This is a genomic window from Nocardioides sp. CPCC 206347 (assembly GCF_048654605.1).
Lineage (GTDB): Bacteria > Actinomycetota > Actinomycetes > Propionibacteriales > Nocardioidaceae > Nocardioides.
In genome coordinates this window covers 71,270-93,251 of record NZ_JBMCYZ010000008.1, presented here as the reverse complement: position 1 = coordinate 93,251, position 21,982 = coordinate 71,270, and the positions used below count along the sequence as shown (strand labels likewise).

Here is a 21,982-nt window from a genome sequence, read left to right as displayed (position 1 = left end):
CGTCGAACGGTCGAACGGGTCAGGCGGTCAGGCCGCCGTCCACCACCAGCACCTGGCCGGTGATCCAGTCGTTGCGCGGGTCGACGAGGAAGTCGATGGCGCGCGCGATGTCCGCAGGTTCGCCGAGGCGGCCCGCGGGGGTACGACGAACGATCTGGTCGAGCTGCCCGCCATCGAGGCCATGGCTCATCTCGGTACGCAGGTAGCCGGAGGCGATGCTGTTGACCGTCACCTTGCGGCTGCCGAGCTCACGGGCCAGCGCGCGGGTGAACCCGTCGAGGGCGGCCTTGGTGGCGCCGTACACCGTGAGCCCGCGATAGCCGGTCAGGCCGACGATCGAGGAGATGTTGACGATCCGGCCGCCGCCGTGGACGAGCATGTTGCGGACCACCTGACGGGTGACGTGGATCGTCGCCTTGAGGTTGAGGTCGATGACCGTGTCCGTGTCGTCGTCCGAGAACAGCGCGAGGATGCCGTCGCGTGCGACGCCCGCGTTGTTGATCAGTACGTCGACGGAGTTCCATTCCGCCAGCACGTCCTTGACGAACTGGGTCGACTGCTCGCGGTCGGCGAGGTCGGCTTCGCGGAAGAGGAAACGGTCGGCGTACTGCGGGTCCTTCTGCCAGGCGCGCACGGCGTCGGTCTCGGAACGCGAGCAGGTGGCCACGCGGTCGCCGGCGTCGAGGAACGACTGGACGATTCCCTGGCCGAGGCCCCGGCTACCGCCGGTGACGATGACGGTGCGAGGTGCGCTCATGCGGTGGCCGCGGCCTGGTCGGCGTAGAACGCCATGACCTCGCCGACGGTCTCGGGCAGCAGGCCGGCACCGAACGGGTCGGTACCCAGCTCGTCCTCGAGGATCGCGGACAGCTCAGCGGTCTCGAGCGAGTCCAGCCCGAGCCCGTCGTCGCCGTGGAGGCGTACGTCGGGGGTGACCGCCAGGTCTCCGTGGTCCGACCGCTCCAGCAGGTCCGTGATGATCGCGACGATCCTGGTCTCAACTTCGTTCATTCCGACCTCAACTCAGATGTGGGGGGTTCCGAAGGGGCAACGACGTCCCCGGGTCGTTGGTAACGGGCGCGGTTGTAGACATGTCGGGGAATGTCGATCACCGACAGCCGTCGGGCGGGGACTCCGCCGCTGAGGTGGCCCGGCTTGACGTCCTGGCCGGTCCACGTGGTCGAGCCCGCAGCGAGCAACGCGCCCTCGCCCACGGTCGTGCCGGGCAGCATCGTGCACGAGGTCGCGATCACGGCGCGGTCGCCGATCGTGACCGGGTCGAGGATGACGCCGCCGTTGGTCGGGTCGAAGGCGTGCGAGAGCAGCGTGGACCGGATGCCGGTCACCCACGACTGGTCGCCGAGCAGCACGCCGCCGCCGCAGTCGAGGTAGTGCTGGCTGATGATGTGCGAGTCGTCGCCCATGCGCAGCGTGCGCAGGTTCTCCGTCTGGACCGCGCCCGGCTCGTAGCCGGAGTCCCCGACGACCTGGTTGAAGAGCATGATCCGGCAGCCGGCGCCCGTCTTCACCAGGCGCAGGTCGCGGAACAGGTTGAAGTGGTGGATCAGGGTTCCTTCGCCGAGCTCGAAGCGATCGACACGGCGCACCAGGCAGATGCCGACGACGGCCGTGTCCGGCACGTCGTGTCCCAGCCTGCGCAGCAGCTGGTTCTTGATCCGGCTGGGCGGCAACAGGAACACAAGGGTCGTGAGGGCCTGGCGCACGCGGTGAGACTACACAGCCCCGGCCGGGTCTGCGGGAGTGGCCCAAACCTGCGTCGTCGTGCGGCTATGGTGTGCGGCGTGTCGCCCTCTCCCCACTGTTGTGCAGACCGTCCATGACCGTTCTCGCACGCCTGACTCACGGCTACGTCTCGATGCAGTGTGACGTCTGCACGCCCCCCAATCTGACGATCAACACCCCGCAGGGCCTGCGCGCCAATGGCTGGACGGTGGCCGCGGACGCGAACGGACTCGACGCCTGCGCGAACTGCTCGGTGCGGATCCCGGCCCGCCAGCGCCAGGCGCGCGGGGACGCGGTTGCCGTCGATCCCGATCCCGACCGGCTGCCCAACCTCGTGGTCATCGGGGCGATGAAGGCCGGCACCACCAGCGTGCACAACTACCTGGACGTCCATCCGGAGATCTCGGTGTCCGTGGACAAGGAGATGCGGTTCTTCACCGACCCGGATCACCGTTCCTGGATCGGTGCCTACCAGGACCAGTTCCAGACCGGCACCCGCTACCGGGCCGAGTCCACCCCGTTCTACACGAAGGCGGCCTGCTTCCCCGGCGTGGTCGACCGGATGGCCGACCTCATCCCGGAAGCACGGCTGATCTACCTGGTGCGGGACCCGATCGAGCGGCTGGTGGCGGAGTACGTCGAACAGCTGCAGTGGCGCGCCACCACCCGGACGCTGGAGGAGGAGCTCGCCGACCCCGAGGACCGGACCAACGGGCTGATCGACTCGAGCCGCTACGCCACGCAGCTCGAGGACTACCTGCGCCGCTTCGACCGCGACAGGATCCTCGTGCTGGACCTCGCCGATCTCGCCAGTGACGTGGTCGGCACGATGGGCCGGATCTTCGACTTCCTCGAGCTGGAGCGCCCCGAAGCGAGCGCTGAGGACTTCGTCCGGTTCAACGTGCGCGAGGACCGGCGCGCGCTGCCCGACTGGCTCCTGAAGATCCGTCGCGGACCACTGGGACGGGCCGCCCAGTGGATGCCCGCGGGACCGCGCGGCGCGATCAGCCACCTTGCCTGGAAGCGGACCGGCGCCCGCCTCGAGGTCCCGATGCTCGACCCCGGCCTGCGCGCCTCGCTCGAGGCCGCGCTCAAGCCCGAGGCCGACCGGTTCCGCCAGCTGACCGGCCAGTCCTTCGCCACCTGGTCGATCTAGGAACGCAGATGCCCCGTCAGGTCGAACCTGACGGGGCATCAGCACTGGCCGGGACCAGCCGGAATCAGCTGGGCTGCTTGACCTTGCGGAACAGGTAGAAGCGGTCGTGCAGGTCGATGAGCTCACGGAGCTCGTCGGACTGGTGGATCGGCCGGTCGTCGACCAGCTCGTAACCACGGTCGAGCACGTCCTGGCGGAACGGCTTCATGCTGCCGTCCGCCTCGGTGCTGCGCAGCTCGTCGGGCGTGTTCGGAACGATGAGCAGCCACTCGATGTCGCGCTCGGCGATCCGGTCCAGCCACCACTGGATCGCAACGTGCGAGCACTCCGAGAAGCTGTGGATGTTGACGGCGACGTCGTACCGCTCGTTGAGCTTCTCGTGCTGGTCCAGCGGAACGACGCGGACCGACGGCGGGAGGGCCCGGAACCCGGTGTAGTACTCGCACAGGAACGTCGACGTCGCGACGCCGTCGATGCAGTCGTAGGCCTCGAGGTTCGGGAGCGCGGTGGACATCCGGTGCGCGAGACGGCCGTAGCCGGCGCCGATGTCGAGCACGCGCAGGCCCTTGATGGAGGCCAGCCCCATCTGGTCGTTGAGGTAGTTGATCTCGTTGATGCTGTCGAGGAGGTCGCGGCTGACCGAGGGCCGGTCGCCGAACTCGAACGTGAACGCACCGAACAGGCCGTCCTCGGAGACCTTGTCGAACAGGCCGAGGGAGTCGCGCTCCAGGACGTCGAGCATCGCGAGGTACATCCGGATCCGGACGGCGTTCCCGAGCTGCCGGAACTGCCACACGTAGGCGTTGTCGCCACGGAACCAGGCCAGCGAGAGGTTCTTGTTGAGGAACGAGCGGCGCCACTGCGTGTGGACCGCTGCCGCGACGTCGAGGCTGTCGTACGTCGCCTGCAGCTCGACGAGTCGCGGATTGTCCTGGCGCAGGGCCTCTTCGCTGCCTGCGGGGAGGCTGACCGCGTCGTTGTGACTGACAGCCACGGCCCTCCGACCGTCTTCGTCGATCCGACTGACCATGAAACCTGCGCGCGCGGCGCTCGACTTGGCGTGACGGCGGAGCCAGGCACGGGCAAGTGTGGGGGAAATCGGGGGCACGAGGCGAAACTGTAACTGGACCCGGCCACGAACATGAGCGGGATCTGGTGGAATGTCGTCGTCCGATGGCCCCCCGCACGGATCACGCCCAATTCGAGGACCCGCTTGTTCACCACTCCCGTGGCACTGATCGCCTTCAATCGGCCAGAGCTGACAGCACGAACGCTGGCCGTGATCAGGTCGGCCCGACCCGCCGAGCTCTATCTCATCGTCGACGGTCCCAGGACGTCCCGACCCGATGACGCGGCGAAGTGCGCCGCGACGCGCGCGGTGCTGGACGACATCGACTGGCCCTGCGAGGTCCACCGTCGGTACGCCGACCAGAACCTCGGCCTCGAAGCGAATGTCGAGCTCGGCCTGGACTGGCTGTTCTCCCAGGTCGAGAGCGCGATCGTGCTGGAGGACGACTGCGAGGCGACGCCGTCGTTCTTCCGCTACGCCGCGGAACTGCTCGACCGGTATCGCGACGATCCGCGCGTGTGGCAGGTCTCCGGCAGCGGGCTCGGCGTTCCGGCCCGGCTCTTCGACGGTGACAGCTACGCGTTCACGGCGTGGGCGAGTGTGTGGGGTTGGGCGACGTGGGCCGATCGCTGGCAGCGGCACCGCACGTTGTTCCCGCGGGACCACGTCGACGATGACCTGCCCGTGCGCACCGTGCCGTGGGTCCCGCAACCGGGGATGCTGGTCACCCGGTCGGGGCAGCACCACTTCGCTGATGCGGTCGCCTCGACCGACACCATCGCCCACGGCTGGGACAAGCACTGGTGGATCACCATGATCAGCCTGGGCGGGTTCGCGCTCTCCCCGGCCGTCAACATGGTGGAGAACGTCGGTTGGGGCGAGGACGCCACCCATGGCGTCGCGGAGGGCCGCCGCGACCACGCCGCCGAGGAGGTCCGGTTCCCGCTGAAGCACCCCACCTCGGTTGCGCTCAACGTGGAGGTCGAGCGTGAGCTCGAGATGGCGCTCAGCCGCGTCGGTGGGCGTGGAGCGATGCTGGCCCGTCGGCTGGTGAGGTCGCCACGGGTGCGCCACGTCGGCCGGTCCGTGATCAACAGCCGGGCGGCGATTGCCACGCAACGCTTCGTCAGCAGGTTGGGATCCCGGTGAGCCTTCCCTCCGTGCTGCGGCCCTGGTGGCCGTTCTTCAAGCGCCTGCACCGGGCGCTCACCCGTCTGTTCGGACATCTCTTCCGGGCGGTGTCCCGGCTGCTGGGCAGTCGGGGAGTGCCGCTGAGGGCCACCGAGCGCTCGGTGGACACCGCGGCGGGGGAGCCGGGCATCGTCGTGCACCCGGGTCGACCGGAGGTGCCGCTGGTTCGCTCGGCAACCGTGGGCCGGCCGGCAGCGCACTGGCTGTTCGAAGCGGTCCGCGAAGCCACCGTGCCGAGCCCCACCGTGCCGGCCGTGACCGTGCCGGCGACGTTCACCCTCGAGGTCGCCGGCGGCCGGTTGACCGGTGACTACGGGGCAACCACCACCCCGGGCAAGGTCCTCGACCACGAGACGAGCACGTACTTCGGGGTGTTCGACTGGCGCGAGCACCCGATCTTCCTGCGTCCCACGCTCGGCCCGGTCGAACACGTCGACGGCACGGTCCTGAGCCTGACCACCCGCGGCACGAGCGAGAACTACTACCACTTCCTCTACGACGCGATCGCCCGCCTGAGCGTCCTCGAGGACAGCCTGCCCGGCGAGAAGTACGACGCCGTGGTCGTGTCCCACAAGGCCCGCTACCAGCGCCAGCTGCTGGAGCTCGCCGGCGTCGAGGGGCGACTGATCCAGCCGGAGCGCGGCCGGACGGTCTCGGCCGACCGGCTGCTGGTGCCGAGCAACCCGAACTGGGCTCTGCAGGCACCCCCGGCCTCCGTCGCGTGGCTGCGCGACCGGCTGCGGCCCACCGCCGGTGCCGGTGGCCCGGACGCGCCGCGACGCCTCTACATCACCCGGGGTACGACGCCGCGCACCCGTCGCTACGTCCAGGAAGCCGAGCTGTGGCCCGAGCTCGAGCGCCGTGGCTTCACGATGATCGACCCGGGCACCTTCAGCGTGCAGGAACAGATCGACCTGTTCCACGGGGCCGAGGTCATCCTGGCCCCGCACGGTGCGGGCCTGAGCAACGTCACCTTCTCGCCGGCCGGCGTGAAGGTGCTCGAGATGTTCCCCGGCACCTATGTCCACCTGGGCCTGTGGGCGATCTGCCAGGCCATCGATGCCGACTACCGCTACCTCGTGGCCGACGGCGGGAACGGCCAGAACGGGCCCAACGCCGGCAATCTGGACGATGTGTCGATTCCACCGGCGCGGGTGCTCGACGCACTCGACGCCCTGATCGCCGGTGAACCCCGATGAGCCCTCGGGTCTCGCACCGGCACCCCCTATCCTCGACCCCCTATCGGCGTACTCCTGGTGCGCCGCGAGAAGTGAAGGCAACGAGATGACTGCACCGGATGACGCGTTCCGGCCCGGCCCGACCCTGAGCCGGCTGTACCCCGAGGTCCGGGCGGGCGGCTACACCCGTCACGACGGGTTCATCGAGTTCTACACCCGCGTCAACGCGCTGCTCGAGCCCGACAGCCGGGTCCTCGACTTCGGCGCGGGCCGGGGCCTGTGGGCCACCGAGCCCCTCCCGGCCCTGCACAAGCGGCTGCGGGCCTTCCACGAGCGGGTGGGCGAGGTCTACGGCGTGGACGTCGACCCGGTCGTGCTCGAGAACAAGACGCTGGCCGGTGCCCACGTGATCACACCGGGCGAGAAGCTGTCATTCGAGGACGAGTCCTTCGACGTCGTCATCGCTGACCACGTGCTGGAGCACGTGGCCGAGGAGGACGCCGGGCAGGTCGCCAGCGAGCTGCTCCGTGTCCTCAAGCCCGGCGGATGGTTCGCTGCCCGGACCCCGAACAAGTGGGGAATGATCGGGATCGGCGCCCGCGCGGTGCCGAACGACCTGCACACGAAGGTGTTGCGGAAGCTCCAGCCCGAGCGCAAGGCAGAGGACGTCTTCCCGGTCCGTTACAGCATGAACACCCGCAAGCACCTCAAGCGGCTGTTCCCGGAGCCGAACGAGCTGGTCGTCTACGGACACGCCTCGGAGCCGACGTACTTCGGCCACGCAGCGCCGGCCTGGCGGATGGCCCAGTTCGTGGACCGGTTGACCCCGCCGCGGCTGGCGCCGACGCTGATGATCTTCGTCAAGAAGGCCTGATCAGGCCTTCCGGCGTCCGCTCAACGAGGACGACGACTTGCCGGTCGCCTGGCGTCCAGCCGGGCTGGACTCCTCGTAGTAGTAGTAGTAATACGAGCCGACGGCACGCTTGGCGACCATGTTGACCACGACGCCGTAGAGGCGGCCGCCGACCTGGCCGAGGCGGTTGATCGCCTCGTTGACCTGGTCCTTGGTCGTCCGGCCGTGGCGGACCACGACGATGACGCCGTCGGCCAGCTTGGCGAGCACCGAGGCATCGGCGACCGGCAGCAGCGGCGGGGCGTCGATGATGACCATGTCGTACGACGACCGCAGGCGCTTGATCAGGTCCTGGGTGATCTTCGACTGCAGGATCTCGGTCGGGTTCGGCGGCTTGGCGCCACTGGCGAGCACGTGCAGGCCGCTCGCCTCGTGGACCTGGATGGCGTCGTGGATCTCGGTCTTGCCGACCAGTGCGGTCGTCAGGCCGATGGCCGGGTCGAGGCCGAGCGTGCTGGCCACCCGCGGCCGGCGGAGGTCGGCGTCGATGATCAGCGTGTTGCGACCGGTCTGGGCCAGCGCGACGGCGAGGTTCGTCGACGTCATCGTCTTGCCCTCACCGGGCACGGCGCTGGTGATCACGATGCACCGCGGCTGGTGGTCGAGGTCGATGAACTGCAGGTTGGTCCGCAGGAGGCGGAAGGCCTCCGTGCGGGCTGCGAAGCCACCGAGGTCGGTCAGCAGCGGCGCCGACTTGATGTCGCCGTCGAAGCCGATGCTGGCCAGGACGGGCGACTCGGTCAGCTCGGCGACGTCGTCCGCAGTGCGGATCGTGCGGTCGAGCAGGTCGCGGGCGACAGCGAGCGCCACACCGACCAGCAGGCCGATCAGACCCGCGACGACCAGGTTCAGCAGCACGTCGGGGCTCACCTGCGAGCGGTTGAGCGTGGCCTCGTCGGTGACCCGCACCCTGATCTGGGATGCGCTGCCCTCGGTGGGCGCCTCGAGGTCCTCGACGTACTTGGTGAACTCGTTGGTCACGACCTCGGCGATCAGCTGCGCCCGCTGGGGATCGGTGTCCTTCACGCGGAGCTCGATCAGCGAGGTCGACTCGACGACCTCGGCCTTGATCCGGGACGCGAGCTGCTCCGACGTCAGGTCGAGTCCCAGCTGGTCGATGACCCGGGACGCGAGCTCGGTGCTGCTGGCGAGGTCGGCGTACGCGCTGGCGCGGCCCGAGGCGAACAGCGACGCGGCGTAGGCGTCGGTGGTGTCCCGGACGTCGACCGTCAGGAAGACCTGGGCGCGCGACTCGTAGGCGGGCGTGCGGGTGAAGGTGATGGCCGAACTCGCAGCGAGTGCCACGAGTACCAGTGCTGCGACGCTTATCCAGCGACGTCGCAACACCATCAGAAACTGCTTGAAGTCCAAGACCCCGTCCTTGCTATGACGATGCACGCTGTCAACAACGTCGTGATCCTACGTGGACGACCTCCGCGGCCCGTTAGGCTGGCCGAGGGTCGGTCGGTCGTGCGACATGCAAGAGGGGTTCAACTGATGGCGGATGGGCGGTCCGATGTCGCCTGAGGTGCGCCGTCGTCGTGGTACCCGCCTGCAACGGTTCGGCCGGAAGCTGCGTCGTCTGCTCCGGCGCAGGTCCACCCTCGTCCTCCTCGGTGTCCTCGCCCTGGGGCTGGTCTGGAGCGTGTGGGTGGCGGTGTCCGCAGCCCGGCACCTCCAGGAGGTCGACCGCCAGGCACAGATCCTGCGCGCAGCGCTCGTCCGCGGCGACGCCGACGGTGTCCAGCGGGCGACCGAGCGCTACCAGGAAGCGGCCGACACCGCCGCCTCGCGGACGTCCGGGTTCACCTGGATGCTGTTCGAGGCAGTCCCGCTGCTCGGCGACGATGCCGAGGGCATCGCCACCGCCGCCCGGGTGCTCGCCGACATCGGGCACGACGGCCTTCCTCCGGTCGCCGAGGCCGCAGAGCTGGTGCAGGCCGAGTCCTTCCAGCCGGTCAACGGTGTCTTCCCCATCGACCAGATCGAGGGGATGGTCGGACCGGCCCGGCAGAGCGAGGCTGCGTTCGATGACGCGGCGAGCGCCCTCGAGAGGATCGACTCCAGCCACTTCGTCGGTCCCGTCCGGGAGCGGTACGACGAGCTCCGGAGCCTGGTCACCGATGCGCGCACGACCCTTGGGTCGACGTACCGCGCAGCGAAGATCATTCCGCGGATGATGGGGACCGACCGCCCGCGCTTCTACCTGATGGTCCTGCAGAACAACGCCGAGCTGCGCAGTGGCGGCGGTCTTCCCGGTGCCCTGTCGCTGGTCCGGATGAAGGACGGCAAGGTCGACATCGTCGAGCAGGCCGACATGGCGGACCTGGGCCGCAACCCCGCACCGGTGGTGAAGCTGACCCCGGAGGAGCGCCGTATCTTCGGCCTGACGCTGGCCAACGGTCCGGTGAACGCCACCCTGACGCCGGACTTCGTCCGGTCGGCCGGCATCATCCGGGCGCGGTGGGAGCGCGAGGTCGGTGGCCGCCTCGACGGCATGTTCTTCCTCGACCCGGTGGCGGTGTCCTATCTCCTGCGCGGCACCGGCCCGGTTGCTGTGCCCGGCTACCCACCCGTGGCCGCCAGGAACGTCGTCGGGGCGGTGGAGAACGAGGTCTACCGGCTCACCAACGACCGCGAGGTCCACAGCGACTACCAGCAGGCCGTCTCCGAGGCCGTCTTCGATGCGTTGACCGCCGGTCGAGGCGACACGACGGAGTCGATCCGCGGGCTGGTCGCAGGGGTGATGGAGGGCCGGATCCGGATGCACAGCTTCGAGCCCGAGAGCCAGGCCGAGATCGACGGCACCACGATCGCGGGCGAGTTCTCCGACGAGGCAGGGGACCAGCCCCAGGTCGGCGTCTACATCAACGACGGCGGGCCGACGAAGATGCAGTACTACCTCAAGTACGACGCCGAAGTGGTCCCGCGTTCGTGCATCGGCGGGCGTCAGGACCTGGCCGGCTCCATCAACTTCCACAGCGACACGCCCGTCAACGCGGAGGACTTGCCGGCCGCGATCACGGGACAGGGGTTCCCCGGCCAGCGGGTCGAGCCGGGCCACCAGTTGCTCGTGGTCTACGTGACGTCTCCGGTTGGCGGGACGATCACCTCGTTGTCGATCGACGGGCAGCGGGTGGTGAACCCGGTCATCGAGGACCTCGCCGGCAGGTCGCTCGCGCGGATCGGCGTGCAGCTGGAGCCGCAGGGCCGCCACCGTGTCGACTTCGTGATGCGCAGCGGCCCCGGTCAGGAGGGAGATGTCGACCTCGCTGTCACCCCCGGCGCCTTCGTCGGCAGCTCCAACGGGACCGTCAACTCCGCCTGCCGGATTCGTTGAGTCTCAACAATTGGACACTCGTCTCGTAATGCGAGACCGAGGTGTGGTGCGTCGAGGAAAGCGCATACGCTCCTCTCCATGTCGACAATCCTGCTGCTGACCAAGCGGCGCGCGGTGGACAACTGCCGCGTCAGCTCGGCACTCTGTCGACCCTGCTGACGGGGCCCTTCCCAGCCTGAGCGTTCAGGGCCAAGCCGTTCTGCCTTTCCTGGCACGGGCTTGGCGCCGCCGTACTCACGCAGCCCCGGCGTGTCCTCCAAGGGCCCCGCCTCCCCGGCATGCCGCCGGACCCAGACGCATGTCCGCCTTACATCGCAACCACCCAGAAGGAATCACCATGAGCCGCGAGAACTCGCTCGTCTCCACCCAGTGGGTTGAGGACAACCTCAACACCCCGAACGTCGTTCTCATCGAGGTCGACGAGGACACCACCGCCTACGACAAGGGCCACATCGCCGGCGCGATCAAGCTCGACTGGACCACCGACCTCCAGGACCAGGTCCGTCGCGACTTCGTCAACAAGGAGCAGTTCGAGGCCCTGCTGTCGGCCCGCGGCGTCTCCAACGACGACACCGTGATCCTGTACGGCGGCAACAACAACTGGTTCGCTGCCTACGCCTACTGGTACTTCACGCTCTACGGCCACAACGACGTCAAGCTCATGGACGGTGGCCGCAAGAAGTGGGAGCTGGACAGCCGCGAGCTGACCGACGAGCTGCCCACCCGCGCCGCGACCACCTACGTCGCCCAGGAGCAGAACACCGCGATCCGCGCCTTCCGTGACGAGGTCGTGGCCGCGATCGGCGTGCAGAACCTCGTCGACGTCCGCAGCCCCGACGAGTACGCCGGCCGCCTCCTCGCCCCGGCCCACCTCCCGCAGGAGCAGTCGCAGCGCGCCGGCCACGTCCCCACCTCGGTGAACGTGCCCTGGAGCAAGAACGCGAACGACGACGGCACCTTCAAGTCCGAAGCGGACCTGCAGGAGCTGTACGCCGAGGTCGGCTTCGACGAGTCGCTCGACACCATCGCCCTGTGCCGCATCGGTGAGCGTTCCTCGCTCACCTGGTTCGTGCTGCAGGAGCTGCTCGGCAAGAAGAACGTCAAGAACTACGACGGCTCGTGGACCGAGTACGGCTCCCTCGTCGGTGTTCCGATCGCTCTCGGTGACGAGCCGGGTGTCGCCTGATGTGCGGCGCGGTCATCGGCGGCCTGTCCCTCGAGGGCGTCAACGTCACCAAGGAAGCTGTCATCCAGGGCCAGGTCCTGCGGGGCACGGGCGACGAGGCCACGCCGGTCTCCGGTGCCTACGTCCGTCTGCTCGACAAGAGCGGCGAGTTCACCGCTGAGGTCCCGACCTCCGCGACGGGCCACTTCCGCTTCTTCGCCGGCGACGGCGAGTGGACCCTGCGCACCCTGGCTCCGAAGGCCGACCCGGTCGACCGGGTCGTCCAGGCGGCGACCGGTTCGGTCGCCGAGGTCCAGATCAACATCTGATCCCCATGACGAACCGACGGCGGCTTCCGGAATCCGGGAGCCGCCGTCGGCGTTGGAGCCTCTTGTGAACCCCGGTCTGCTGATCCTCGTGCTCGCCGTCCTCGTGGCGGTGGCCTTCGGCCTGCACCGGCGCCGGGTCGACGGCCGCTTCGGCCCGGTCGACGAGGCAGGAACGTCACCGCTGGTCGAGGAGGTTGCCCTGCAACCGTCTCGAGACGACGCCACGGCGTGGTCCTCCGTCGCCGCCGCGCTGCCCTCCGCCGAACTGGGGGAGCAGGCCACCCTCGTGCAGTTCTCCAGTGCGTTCTGCGCTCCCTGCCGCACCACCCGCGTCGTGCTCGCCGACGTCGCGGACCGGTACGACGGCGTGGCCCACCTGGAGATCGACGCCGAGGAACATCTCTCGCTCGTCCGGGCCCTCGACATCCGTCGTACGCCGACCACCCTGATCCTCGACGCTGACGGCAACGAACTCACCCGAGCCGCCGGCGCACCCCGCCGCGAGCAGGTGCTCGCCGCCCTTCCAGCCAGCTCCCGGGAGACCTCATGACCAGCACCGAGACCCGAACGACTGTCCGGGGCATCGACCCGCGCGGCCCGCGGTTCACCGCGTCGGTCACCCTCGTCATCTTCGCCGTGGCACTGCTGCTCTCGGAGTCTGCGCCCGGTGTCGCCGCGATCATCACGGGCGTCCAGGCCGTGTTCTTCGCCATCGGTGCCGGACTCGGCGTGCAGAGGACGCCGACCGGGCTGTTCTTCCGGAGCGTGATCCGGCCGCGGCTCTCGTTGCCGACCGAGCTCGAGGACCCGACTCCGCCGCGTTTCGCCCAGGCCGTCGGCCTGGTGTTCGCGGTCGGTGCGACGGTCGGGTTCGCAACCGGCGCCGTGCTGCTCGGTCAGGTCTTCGCCGGGTTCGCCGTGATCGCCGCGTTCCTCAACGCGGTCTTCGCGTTCTGCCTCGGCTGCGAGATGTACCTGCTCGGCCTGCGCCTGACCCGTCGTACAGCCTGATTCAGGGCGTCTCGAGGACGACGGTGAAGGGCCCGTCGTTCACGGACGACACCTCCATGTGGGCGCCGAACACACCCCGCTCGACGTGCGTGCCCGCGGCTTCGAGCGCTGCGCACACCGCCTCGTACAGCGGCTCGCTGACGGCGCCCGGCGCTGCGGCGATCCAGGTGGGTCGGCGGCCCTTGCGGGCGTCGCCGTACAGGGTGAACTGCGAGACCACCAGGACGGGGGCGCCGACCTCGCTGATCGACTTCTCGTCGTCGAGGATGCGGAGATCGCCGATCTTGCGGGCCATCCACGCAACTTCGGCCGGCCCGTCGCCATGCGTGACCCCGAGGTAGACGAGCAGGCCGGGTACGTCGATCGCACCGACCACCGCGCCGTCGACGACGACCGAGGCGGAGGAGACCCGCTGCAGGACGGCGCGCATCAGCTCAGTGCGTCGGTCACCAGGCGGGCGATGAGCTCCTGCTCAGGGGCGTAGGGGTGGTAGGCGAGCCCCTTGCCGTCCACCTTCGGGCCCGCGATCCAGGGTTCCTCGCCGCAGATGTCGTGGCCCTCGGTCGCAGCGAACACGTCGACGTAGTCGACGTCGGTCTCCTTCGCGGCCGACGACAGCGCAGCGTTCAGGCCGATGTTGAAGGAGCGGGCGAAGGCGATGTCGCCGCTCGCGAACGGGAGGTCCTCGCACCCCTTGGTGGCAGGGAAGATCTGCGGGTAGCCGACGACGAGGATCTGCGCGTCGGGTGCCCGTTGCTTCAGGGCGTCGATGACCCCGACGAGGTGGTCCTCCACCTCGCCCAGGCGGCTCTCGACGCGGTTCGCCCCGGTGAGCGCGTCGAGATCGGTGCAGGGCTGTCCGTCGGGGTCCTGGCGGGCGAGGTTCGGACAGCCCACCACGATCCGGCCGATCAGGTTGAAGTCGTTGGCGCCGATCCCCACGGTGATGACGTCGGTGTCGTCGTCGACGGTGCTGATCTGCGGCTCGAGGTTGCCCACGCCGTTCGTCTGGCTCCCCTCGACCGCGTCCGAGGTCGCGCCCGAGCAGCTCGCGTCGCTCAGGTTGAGCTCGAGCTTCGCCGCGACCAGGCGGGGGTAGTTGTTCGCCGACCGCAGACAGCCGTCGTCGACGTCGGTGCTGCCGATGCCGGGCGCAGCCGTGTAGGAGTCGCCGATGGCGACGTACTTCCGCACCGGGTCGTCGAGGTCGTCGTTGCCTTCGTCGGGGCCGCAGGCCGAGAGGCTGGCTCCGGCGAGACCGAGAGCCAGCACGAGAGCAGGGAGACGCGCCACGCGCGAAGCATAGGCGGGCACGTCGATCAGTAGACCAGCGCCTGTGCGCCGTCCCGGATCGCTTCCTCGACGAAGACCGGGGCCCCGGCGATCCGGACGCCCTCGACCAGGTCCTCGACGCCGAGCGACCGGCGTGCGGCGCACTGCGCGCACACCGTGACGGTGCCGGTGGCGAGCACGGCGTCGAGCAGGTCGGCGATCGGGGTGGCGAGCGGCAGGTCGAGCTCGGCGGCGCGGCCCGGCACCGCCAGCCACGCGGCCTCGCCGGTCAGCCACAGCGACACGGGGACCCCGGACGCGGCCGCGGTCGCCGCAACCGTGAAGCCCTGGTTGCACCGTTCGGGCTCATCTACGCCACAGGTGACCTTCACAACCAGCTCGCGTGCCATGGGGACCAGCCTAGAGACCTTCCCGTCCGTTCAGGGCCCCGAGCCCGCGCACCTAGACTGACGCCGTGGCCTTCGAACTTCCCGAGAACCTGCACCCCAACTGTGGTCCCATCGCGTGGATGCTCGGCACCTGGCGCGGCAACGGCCACGGCGACTACCCGACGATCGAGAAGTTCGAGTTCGGCCAGGAACTGATCTTCACCCACGACGGCCGCCCGTTCTTCCACTACATGGCGCGCGCCTGGATCATCGACGAGGCAGGGGAGAAGGTGCGCGATGCGGCCATCGAGACCGGCTTCATCCGCGCGGTCGGCGACGGCAAGTTCGAGGTTCTGCTGACCCACAACACGGGGATCGCGGAGATCTGGACGGCCGAGGCGAGCAACGGCAAGTTCGAGATGGTCACCGACGCCGTGGCCCGCACCGAGACCGCGAAGGAGTACTCCGCCGGTCGGCGCCTCTACGGCAACGTCGAAGGCGACCTGCTCTACGCGTTCGACATGGCCGCGATGGGCCAGGCCCTGCAGCCCCACCTCTGGGCGAGGCTCCAGCGTGCCTGATCAGCCACCGAGGGTCGAGGACGCCACGAAGCAGGCCACGGTGGTCGAGGAGGTTGCGCAGCAACCGTCTCGAGACCAGGACTGGCGCTCCGCCCTCCGTGACCGTGGCTACCGCCTCACCCCGCAACGCGAGCTGATCCTGGCCGCTGTCGACGAGCTCGGCCACGCGACGCCCGACGAGGTGCTTGCCCGGGTCCAGGTGACGGCCAGTGCCGTGAACGCCTCCACCGTCTATCGCACCCTCGAGGTGCTGGAGGAGATCGGCCTGGTCCGCCACGCGCACCTTTCCGACCGGGCACCGACGTACCACTCGACCCGGGGCCACGAGCACTTCCACCTGGTCTGCCGGAACTGCCAGGGCGTCACGTCGATCGACACCGCCGAGGCGGCACCGTTCGTGGAGGTCCTCGCCGCACGCGGCTTCACCCCCGACCTCGGGCACCTCACTGTCTTCGGCCGCTGTGCCACCTGCGAAGGAGAGTCCCGATGACCGCCCCACGGACCGTGCTGACCTACGGCACGTTCGACCTGTTCCACATCGGCCACCTGCGCCTCATCGAGCGGCTGGCTGCGCTGGGGGACCGGCTCATCGTCGGGGTCTCCACCGATGAGTTCAACGCAGGCAAGGGCAAGAAGTCGGTCGTGTCGTACGACGACCGCGCGGCCATCGTCGGCGCGATCCGGGGCGTGGACCTGGTGATCCCGGAGGGCTCGTGGGAACAGAAGCGCGACGACATCGTCGAGCACGGTGTCGACGTCTTCGTGATGGGCGATGACTGGGCCGGGAAGTTCGACGACCTCGCCGACGTTTGTGAAGTGAAGTACCTGCCCCGCACCTCCGGCGTGTCCAGCACGGACATCAAGGAAATGCTGCGCACCCTCGACCCGATCCACATCGAGGAGATGCAGACGGCGCTGGGCACGCTCACCCGCCTCCTCGAGCACTACAGGGATCTCACATGACTGCCGCCAGCGGCCCACCCGCCCCCGCCAGCCCGCTCCTCGCCCTTCCGGGTGCCGTGGCCGGCAACGGCATCGATGCCGGCGTCGCAGCCCACTACGGCAGCCTGTTCGGCGAACAGCGCGCGCTCGCTGCCGGTGAGGGCTTCGTCGACCTGTCGCACCGCGACGTCCTGCGCATCAGTGGCCCGGACCGCCTGACCTGGCTGCACGCCCTCACCACCCAGTTCTTCGAGGGCCTCGAGCCGGGCCGCTGGATCAACGCCCTCGTGCTGAGCCCGCAGGGCCACGTGGAGCACGCCTTCGCCGGGGTCGACGACGGCGAGGCGTTCACGGCGCACACCGAGCCCGGGCGAGCGGCCGCACTGGTCGCGCACCTCGAGCGGATGAAGTTCATGAGCCGCGTCGAGATCAGCGACCTGACGTCCGACCTCGCCGTGGCGTGGCGGCCGTCCGGCAAGTACGACCTCGTGCCGCGGGAGCAGCTGGCGTCGTACGCCGAAGCGGCGGGGCCGGCTGCGGGCTTCTGGGCCTTCGAGGCGTTGCGGATCGAGCGGGGTGAGCCGCGCTTCGGCCTCGACACCGACGATCGCACCATCCCGAACGAGGTCGGCTGGCTGGCGAGCGACGAGCCGTGGTCGGCCGTCCACATGGACAAGGGCTGCTATCGCGGGCAGGAGACGGTCGCGCGCGTGCACAACCTCGGGCGTCCCCCGCGCCGCCTGACCCTGCTGCACCTGGACGGTTCGGAGAACCGGCTGCCCGAGCCGGGCGCCGACATCGTCCCGGCGGAGGGTGGCCGCGTGATCGGGACCGTGGGCACCTCGGCCCGCCACCACGAGCTGGGGCCCATCGCCCTGGCGCTCCTCAAGCGCAACACCGACATCGCCGCGCAACTGGAGGTCGACGGCCTCCAGGCCTCGCAGGAGGTCCTCGTCGACCCCGAGGTCGGGCTGCACTTCCGTCCGCAGCGCTGACGGTGGTGCAGGAATCCCCGGGCGCCCGGGGATTCCTGCGCCGGTCGGGGGTTGCAACCCCCAACAGGCGCAGGAAGTGCCTCGTCGTCAGCCGTTGATCATGCCGGCGCCGACGGTGATGCCGGTCGCCTCGTCGATCAGGATGAAGGAGCCGGTGGTGCGGTTCTTCGAGTACGGGTCGACGAGCAGCGGCACCGTCGTGCGCAGCGTGACGCGACCGATCTCGTTGACGCCGAGCTCCTTGGTCTCCAGGTCGCGGTGCAGGGTGTTGACGTCCAGGCGGTACTGGATGTCCTTCACCAGGGCGCGGCCCGTGCGCGTCGTGTGCTTGATCGCCAGCTTCTGACGCGGCTGCAGCGGCGCATTCGTCATCCAGCAGATCATCGCGTCGATGTCCTGGGTCGGCGTCGGCGCGTTCTTCACGCGGGCGATCATGTCGCCGCGCGAGACGTCGACGTCGTCCTCGAGGTGCACGGTCACGCTCATCGGCGGGAACGCCTCGGCGATGTCCTCGTCGAAGAGGTCGATCTTCGAGATCTTCGACGTCATGCCCGACGGGAGTACGACGACCTCGTCACCGGGCTTCAGGACGCCGCCGGCGACCTGTCCGGCGTAGCCGCGGTAGTCGTGGAACTCGTCGGACTTGGGCCGGATGACGTACTGCACCGGGAAGCGGGCGTCGATCAGGTCGCGGTCCGAGGCGACGTGCACGTGCTCGAGGTGGTGCATCAGCGTGGGACCGGAGTACCACGGCATGTTCTCCGAGCGGTGCACGACGTTGTCGCCGGAGAGCGCGGAGATCGGGATGACCTCGAGGTCCGGCACGTTCAGCTTGGTCGCGAACTGCGTGAACTCGCGGTAGATGTCGTCGTACACCTTCTGGTCGTAGCCGACGAGGTCCATCTTGTTGACCGCGAGCACCAGGTGCGGGACCCGGAGCAGCGACAGGATCACCGCGTGGCGCCGGGACTGCTCGGTCAGGCCCTGGCGGGCGTCGACGAGCACCAGGCCGAGGTCGGCGGTCGAGGCGCCGGTGACCATGTTGCGGGTGTACTGCACGTGGCCCGGGGTGTCGGCGATGATGAACTTGCGGTTCGGCGTCGCGAAGTAGCGGTAGGCGACATCGATCGTGATGCCCTGCTCGCGCTCGGAACGCAGGCCGTCGGTCAGCAGCGCCAGGTCGGTGTAGTCGTAGCCCTTGGACTGCGACGTGGCCTCGACGGCCTCGAGTTGGTCCTCGAAGATCGCCTTCGAGTCGAGCAGGAGGCGCCCGATGAGGGTCGACTTCCCGTCGTCCACCGAACCGGCCGTGGCGAAGCGCAGCAGGTCCATGCGGTGCGTGGTGTCCCGCGTGGTGTCGATGCCCATCAGAAGTAGCCTTCCTTCTTGCGGTCTTCCATGGCTGCCTCGGAGAACCGGTCGTCGCCACGGGTGGCGCCGCGCTCGGTCTTCCTGGCCACGGCGACCTCGTCGATGATCTCGGCGATCGTGGAGGCAGTGCTCTCCACGCAGCCGGTGAGCGTGATGTCGCCGCAGGTCCGGAAGCGGACCGTGCGCTCCTCGACGACCTCGCCGTCCCGCAGCGGGTTGAGCGGGGTCTCGCTCATCAACATGCCGTCGCGCTGGAACACCCGACGCTGGTGGCTGAAGTAGATGTTGGGGATCTCGATCTCCTCGCGACCGATGTAGTCCCACACGTCCAGCTCGGTCCAGTTCGAGATCGGGAAGATCCGCATGTGCTCGCCCTCGTGGAGGCGGCCGTTGTAGAGGCTCCACAGCTCGGGGCGCTGCATCTTCGGGTCCCACTGGCCGAACTCGTCGCGGTGGGAGTAGACGCGCTCCTTGGCGCGGGCCTTCTCCTCGTCACGCCGGCCGCCACCGAAGGCGGCGGTGAAGCCGTTCTCCTCGATCGCGTTGAGCAGGGTCGGGATCTGGAGCCGGTTGCGGCTGATCTTCGCGGCGTCGGGGATGATCCCGTTCTTGATGGCGTCGTCGATGCTCGCCACCACGAGGTTCACGCCGAGCCGGCTGACCCAGCGGTCCCGGGTCTCCATGACCTCGGGGAAGTCCAGGCCGGTGTCGACCTGCAGGATGGAGAAGGGGATCTTCGCCGGGAAGAACGCCTTCTCTGCCAGGCGGAGCATCACGATGGAGTCCTTGCCGCCCGAGAACATCAGAACCGGCTTCTCGAACTCGGCCGCGACCTCGCGGAAGATGTGGATCGACTCGGCCTCCAGCTGGTCCAGCTGGCTCAGGCGGTAGTCGGTACGTGTCTGAGTCACCCGCGCATCGTGCCATGCAGCGCCTGTCAGCGAGACATCAACGACCTTGCCGTAGACAAATCTACGAGTTTGAGGCGGAAGTCTTCTAGACTCCGGGCCGTGGCCGCCGATTTCCTCGCCCGTCTGGGCTCCCGGGCCTCGGTCCCCGGCGAGGTCCGGTCCCGCTGGGGCGTCGCGGAGTACGTCGACCTGCTGGCCCCGCGCGACGGCATCTCGCGTGACCTCCACCGCCTCGCCCACCGCCGGGCGCGGTCGCTGCGTCGGGTGGATCCGGCCCGGGTGCTGGCCCTGGTCTCGGCCCTCGCCGATCCGCCGTCCGCGGAGCTCAACAAGGCCCGGGTGGCGGCCGCTGCCGGGATCCCGGCGACCACCCTCTCGCCGTACGTCGACGTCCTCGTCGAGCTCGGCCTGGTCCGCCTGGTGCCGGGCTGTCGCTCCCCGGTCGCGAAGCGTGCGATCGGCCGCCCGCGGGTGGTGTTCGAGGACCCGGCCGTCGCACGCCACGTCGCCGGGGTGCCGGCGGAGGACCTTCTCGCGTTCCAGGGCCGCAGCCGGCTGGCTCCGTTCCTGGAGGGCATCGTCGCGGCCGAGCTGCTCCGCCAGCAGCCGGGGAGCGCCGTCGAGCACCGGGTGAGCCACCTGCGCGAGCGCAACGGACTCGAGGTCGACCTGGTCATCGAGCTCCCCGACAACAGCGTCTACGGCATCGAGGTGCGCACCGCGAGCAGCTTCCGGCCGCACCAGTTCGATGCCCTCGAGGCGCTCGCCGCCCGCGCCGGATCCCGCTTCCGTGGCGGGATCGTGCTCAACACGGCGCCCCGCGGCCACCAGCAGCGGCCGGGCATGTGGGGCCTGCCGATCTCGTGCCTGTGGGAGTGGGACCAGTCGGGGCCCCGCCGCTGAGGCCGCCGAGGTGCCGCCGAGGTGCCGCCGAGCGTGTGTCTGGCCGCCACGTGCCCTTCACGTCGACGTACACGGTCGTTCAGGGGAGCCGCTCACCGTCGGAAGCATGAAGATCACTGTGGTCGGAGCCGGCTACGTCGGACTCTCCAATGCGGTGCTGCTGTCCCGGTTCAACGACGTCACGGTCCTCGACGTCGATGCGGCCCGGGTGACGGCAGTCAACGAGGGGCGCTCGCCCATCGTCGACCTCGAGCTCGAGGAGTACCTCGCCCGGGGCGGCCTGTCACTGCGCGCGACGCGCGACCGCACGGCGGCGTACGCCGATGCGTCGTACGTCGTCGTGGCGACGCCGACGAACTATGACCCCGAGACCAACTACTTCGACACGAGCACCGTCGAGAAGGTCACGGCCGATGCGCTCGCCGCGAACCCCGCGGCGACGATCGTCATCAAGTCGACGGTGCCGGTCGGGTACACGAACACGCTTCGCGACCAGCACCCCGGTGCCTCCATCCTGTTCAGCCCCGAGTTCCTGCGCGAAGGCAGGGCGCTCCACGACAACCTCCACCCGTCGCGGATCGTGATCGGTTCGGACACCGAGCCCGGTCGGCTGTTCGCCAAGCTGCTGGTGCAGGCCGCGCTCGACGAGGACGTGCCCGTGTTGTTCACGGGGTCGACCGAGGCCGAGGCGATCAAGCTCTTCGCCAACACCTATCTCGCGCTGCGTGTCGCGTACTTCAACGAGCTCGACACCTACGCCGCGACCCACGGGCTCGCGACGAGCCAGATCATCGAGGGCGTCGGCCTCGACCCGCGGATCGGCGGGCACTACAACAACCCGTCCTTCGGGTACGGCGGCTACTGCCTGCCCAAGGACACGCGGCAGCTCCAGGCGAACTACCAGTCGGTGCCGCAGAACCTGATCAGTGCCATCGTCGAGGCGAACACCACCCGCAAGGAGTTCATCGCCGACGACGTCCTGCGCCGCGACCCGAAGGTCGTCGGCATCTACCGGTTGACCATGAAGGCGGGCTCCGACAACTTCCGCGAGTCCGCGGTCCAGGGCGTGATGAAGCGGATCAAGGCGCGCGGCGTGAAGGTGATCGTGTTCGAGCCGGAGCTCGACCAGAAGCGGTTCTTCAACTCCAAGGTCATCGGTGACCTCGACGAGTTCAAGGCGAAGGCCGACGTGATCATCACCAACCGGCGGTGCGAGCTGCTCGACGACGTGGCCGCCAAGGTCTACACGAGGGACATCTACGGGCGCGACTGACCGGGTCCCGCCCGACCTAGTGCGAAAGAACCATCCCGGGACGCACCGATCGGCTGATGGGTTCGTTCGGAACCGCGGGCTACCTTGGAGGAGAGAGGTGGTCAGCCATGGAGATGTTGTTGGGTGTCGGAGCCGTCTGGGTCGCTGCCGCGGCCGCGGTGACCTTTGGACTTGCCCACGCTGCCGCTGCGCAGCCGTTCCACTTCGAGGGCGACCCTCTCCCGCTGTCACCCGTCACGCGCTGACCCGG

27 protein-coding genes are annotated in these 21,982 nt (G+C 69.1%); 17 read left to right on the top strand and 10 right to left on the bottom strand.

All coding sequences use genetic code 11. The features are described 5' to 3' along the window. Window positions 1-19: 19 nt before the first annotated feature. From ACOACQ_RS22425 to ACOACQ_RS22415, 3 genes are read right to left on the bottom strand one after another with little or no spacing between them, the layout of a single operon-like run. Window positions 20-757 (bottom strand): SDR family NAD(P)-dependent oxidoreductase, encoded by a 738-nt coding sequence (locus ACOACQ_RS22425; RefSeq protein WP_378603662.1) that lies wholly within the window; start codon window positions 755-757, stop codon window positions 20-22. Then, window positions 754-1,011 carry a hypothetical protein gene (locus ACOACQ_RS22420; RefSeq protein WP_378603665.1) on the bottom strand — a complete coding sequence of 86 codons (258 nt, stop codon included), beginning with the start codon at window positions 1,009-1,011 and terminating at the stop codon, window positions 754-756. The genes ACOACQ_RS22425 and ACOACQ_RS22420 overlap by 4 nt, the downstream gene beginning before the upstream one ends. Then, entirely contained in the window at window positions 1,008-1,724 is a 717-nt protein-coding gene (locus tag ACOACQ_RS22415) for an acyltransferase (RefSeq protein ID WP_378603668.1), read from the bottom strand. Before ACOACQ_RS22415 ends, ACOACQ_RS22420 begins: the two co-directional genes overlap by 4 nt. Window positions 1,725-1,837: 113 nt before the next feature. Here ACOACQ_RS22415 and ACOACQ_RS22410 point away from each other — a divergent pair, with 113 nt between their 5' ends. Further along, window positions 1,838-2,899 carry a sulfotransferase family protein gene (locus ACOACQ_RS22410; RefSeq protein ID WP_378603671.1) on the top strand — a complete coding sequence of 354 codons (1,062 nt, stop codon included), beginning with the start codon at window positions 1,838-1,840 and terminating at the stop codon, window positions 2,897-2,899. Between the two features lie 64 nt (window positions 2,900-2,963). On the opposite strand, the gene ACOACQ_RS22405 is transcribed toward ACOACQ_RS22410, so the two are convergent. Further along, on the bottom strand, window positions 2,964-3,893 hold the full coding sequence (locus ACOACQ_RS22405) for a hypothetical protein (RefSeq protein WP_378603674.1): 930 nt from the start codon (window positions 3,891-3,893) through the stop codon (window positions 2,964-2,966). Between the two features lie 219 nt (window positions 3,894-4,112). Between ACOACQ_RS22405 and ACOACQ_RS22400 the strand changes: the two genes are divergently transcribed. The 3 genes from ACOACQ_RS22400 (at window position 4,113) to ACOACQ_RS22390 (ending at window position 7,211) form a co-directional block, all read left to right on the top strand. Beyond that, complete coding sequence (locus ACOACQ_RS22400) at window positions 4,113-5,117, top strand: hypothetical protein (protein ID WP_378603677.1); 1,005 nt, start codon at window positions 4,113-4,115, stop codon at window positions 5,115-5,117. Beyond that, window positions 5,114-6,358, top strand: a complete 1,245-nt coding sequence (locus ACOACQ_RS22395) for a glycosyltransferase family 61 protein (protein WP_378603680.1) — start codon at window positions 5,114-5,116, stop codon at window positions 6,356-6,358. Before ACOACQ_RS22400 ends, ACOACQ_RS22395 begins: the two co-directional genes overlap by 4 nt. Window positions 6,359-6,443: 85 nt before the next feature. Beyond that, on the top strand, window positions 6,444-7,211 hold the full coding sequence (locus ACOACQ_RS22390) for a class I SAM-dependent methyltransferase (RefSeq protein WP_378603683.1): 768 nt from the start codon (window positions 6,444-6,446) through the stop codon (window positions 7,209-7,211). On the opposite strand, the gene ACOACQ_RS22385 is transcribed toward ACOACQ_RS22390, so the two are convergent. Then, window positions 7,212-8,648, bottom strand: a complete 1,437-nt coding sequence (locus ACOACQ_RS22385; protein ID WP_420289306.1) for a polysaccharide biosynthesis tyrosine autokinase — start codon at window positions 8,646-8,648, stop codon at window positions 7,212-7,214. It lies immediately after the preceding gene. A 118-nt stretch (window positions 8,649-8,766) separates the two neighbouring features. Here ACOACQ_RS22385 and ACOACQ_RS22380 point away from each other — a divergent pair, with 118 nt between their 5' ends. The 6 genes from ACOACQ_RS22380 (at window position 8,767) to ACOACQ_RS22355 (ending at window position 13,095) form a co-directional block, all read left to right on the top strand. Continuing rightward, a complete protein-coding gene (locus ACOACQ_RS22380) occupies window positions 8,767-10,590 on the top strand; it encodes a DUF4012 domain-containing protein (protein ID WP_378603689.1) in 1,824 nt (607 codons plus the stop codon). Between the two features lie 78 nt (window positions 10,591-10,668). Next, entirely contained in the window at window positions 10,669-10,749 is an 81-nt protein-coding gene (locus ACOACQ_RS22375) for a putative leader peptide (RefSeq protein WP_378603891.1), read from the top strand. A gap of 178 nt (window positions 10,750-10,927) precedes the next feature. Beyond that, window positions 10,928-11,776: a sulfurtransferase gene (locus ACOACQ_RS22370; protein WP_378603692.1), complete on the top strand. Its 849-nt coding sequence runs from the start codon at window positions 10,928-10,930 to the stop codon at window positions 11,774-11,776. Continuing rightward, window positions 11,776-12,084 (top strand): DUF1416 domain-containing protein, encoded by a 309-nt coding sequence (locus ACOACQ_RS22365; RefSeq protein ID WP_378603695.1) that lies wholly within the window; start codon window positions 11,776-11,778, stop codon window positions 12,082-12,084. The genes ACOACQ_RS22370 and ACOACQ_RS22365 overlap by 1 nt, the downstream gene beginning before the upstream one ends. A 64-nt stretch (window positions 12,085-12,148) precedes the next feature. Beyond that, entirely contained in the window at window positions 12,149-12,634 is a 486-nt protein-coding gene (locus tag ACOACQ_RS22360; protein ID WP_378603698.1) for a TlpA family protein disulfide reductase, read from the top strand. After that, window positions 12,631-13,095, top strand: coding sequence for a DUF4395 domain-containing protein (locus tag ACOACQ_RS22355; protein ID WP_378603701.1), 465 nt, complete (start codon window positions 12,631-12,633; stop codon window positions 13,093-13,095). The genes ACOACQ_RS22360 and ACOACQ_RS22355 overlap by 4 nt, the downstream gene beginning before the upstream one ends. 1 nt (window position 13,096) lies before the next feature. On the opposite strand, the gene dtd is transcribed toward ACOACQ_RS22355, so the two are convergent. The 3 genes from dtd to ACOACQ_RS22340 are packed head-to-tail and all read right to left on the bottom strand — an operon-like array spanning window position 13,097 to window position 14,777. Then, entirely contained in the window at window positions 13,097-13,525 is a 429-nt protein-coding gene (dtd, locus tag ACOACQ_RS22350; RefSeq protein ID WP_378603710.1) for a D-aminoacyl-tRNA deacylase, read from the bottom strand. Beyond that, complete coding sequence (locus ACOACQ_RS22345; RefSeq protein WP_378603713.1) at window positions 13,525-14,388, bottom strand: SGNH/GDSL hydrolase family protein; 864 nt, start codon at window positions 14,386-14,388, stop codon at window positions 13,525-13,527. Before ACOACQ_RS22345 ends, dtd begins: the two co-directional genes overlap by 1 nt. A 26-nt stretch (window positions 14,389-14,414) precedes the next feature. Continuing rightward, complete coding sequence (locus ACOACQ_RS22340; RefSeq protein ID WP_378603717.1) at window positions 14,415-14,777, bottom strand: DsrE family protein; 363 nt, start codon at window positions 14,775-14,777, stop codon at window positions 14,415-14,417. Between the two features lie 65 nt (window positions 14,778-14,842). Here ACOACQ_RS22340 and ACOACQ_RS22335 point away from each other — a divergent pair, with 65 nt between their 5' ends. From ACOACQ_RS22335 to ACOACQ_RS22320, 4 genes are read left to right on the top strand one after another with little or no spacing between them, the layout of a single operon-like run. Then, the gene (locus ACOACQ_RS22335) at window positions 14,843-15,337 is read left to right on the top strand and encodes an FABP family protein (RefSeq protein WP_378603720.1); all 495 of its coding nucleotides are present in this window, start codon (window positions 14,843-14,845) and stop codon (window positions 15,335-15,337) included. A gap of 40 nt (window positions 15,338-15,377) precedes the next feature. Continuing rightward, window positions 15,378-15,827, top strand: coding sequence for a Fur family transcriptional regulator (locus ACOACQ_RS22330; protein ID WP_420281186.1), 450 nt, complete (start codon window positions 15,378-15,380; stop codon window positions 15,825-15,827). Next, window positions 15,824-16,300 (top strand): adenylyltransferase/cytidyltransferase family protein, encoded by a 477-nt coding sequence (locus ACOACQ_RS22325; protein WP_378603726.1) that lies wholly within the window; start codon window positions 15,824-15,826, stop codon window positions 16,298-16,300. The genes ACOACQ_RS22330 and ACOACQ_RS22325 overlap by 4 nt, the downstream gene beginning before the upstream one ends. After that, window positions 16,297-17,274, top strand: a complete 978-nt coding sequence (locus ACOACQ_RS22320) for a YgfZ/GcvT domain-containing protein (RefSeq protein WP_378603729.1) — start codon at window positions 16,297-16,299, stop codon at window positions 17,272-17,274. Before ACOACQ_RS22325 ends, ACOACQ_RS22320 begins: the two co-directional genes overlap by 4 nt. An 87-nt stretch (window positions 17,275-17,361) precedes the next feature. Here the strand turns inward: ACOACQ_RS22320 and ACOACQ_RS22315 are convergent, their stop codons facing one another. Together ACOACQ_RS22315 and cysD are read right to left on the bottom strand one after the other, a co-directional pair. After that, a complete protein-coding gene (locus ACOACQ_RS22315) occupies window positions 17,362-18,642 on the bottom strand; it encodes a sulfate adenylyltransferase subunit 1 (protein ID WP_378603732.1) in 1,281 nt (426 codons plus the stop codon). Then, complete coding sequence (gene cysD / locus ACOACQ_RS22310; protein WP_378603734.1) at window positions 18,642-19,556, bottom strand: sulfate adenylyltransferase subunit CysD; 915 nt, start codon at window positions 19,554-19,556, stop codon at window positions 18,642-18,644. The genes ACOACQ_RS22315 and cysD overlap by 1 nt, the downstream gene beginning before the upstream one ends. A 99-nt stretch (window positions 19,557-19,655) precedes the next feature. Here cysD and ACOACQ_RS22305 point away from each other — a divergent pair, with 99 nt between their 5' ends. The 3 genes from ACOACQ_RS22305 to ACOACQ_RS22295 all read left to right on the top strand — a co-directional run bounded on the left by ACOACQ_RS22305 (window position 19,656) and on the right by ACOACQ_RS22295 (window position 21,977). Beyond that, complete coding sequence (locus ACOACQ_RS22305) at window positions 19,656-20,459, top strand: DUF4143 domain-containing protein (protein WP_378603736.1); 804 nt, start codon at window positions 19,656-19,658, stop codon at window positions 20,457-20,459. 106 nt (window positions 20,460-20,565) lie between these two features. Next, complete coding sequence (locus ACOACQ_RS22300) at window positions 20,566-21,732, top strand: nucleotide sugar dehydrogenase (protein ID WP_378603738.1); 1,167 nt, start codon at window positions 20,566-20,568, stop codon at window positions 21,730-21,732. Window positions 21,733-21,839: 107 nt separating this feature from the next. Then, window positions 21,840-21,977: a hypothetical protein gene (locus ACOACQ_RS22295; RefSeq protein WP_378603741.1), complete on the top strand. Its 138-nt coding sequence runs from the start codon at window positions 21,840-21,842 to the stop codon at window positions 21,975-21,977. Window positions 21,978-21,982: the final 5 nt, after the last annotated feature.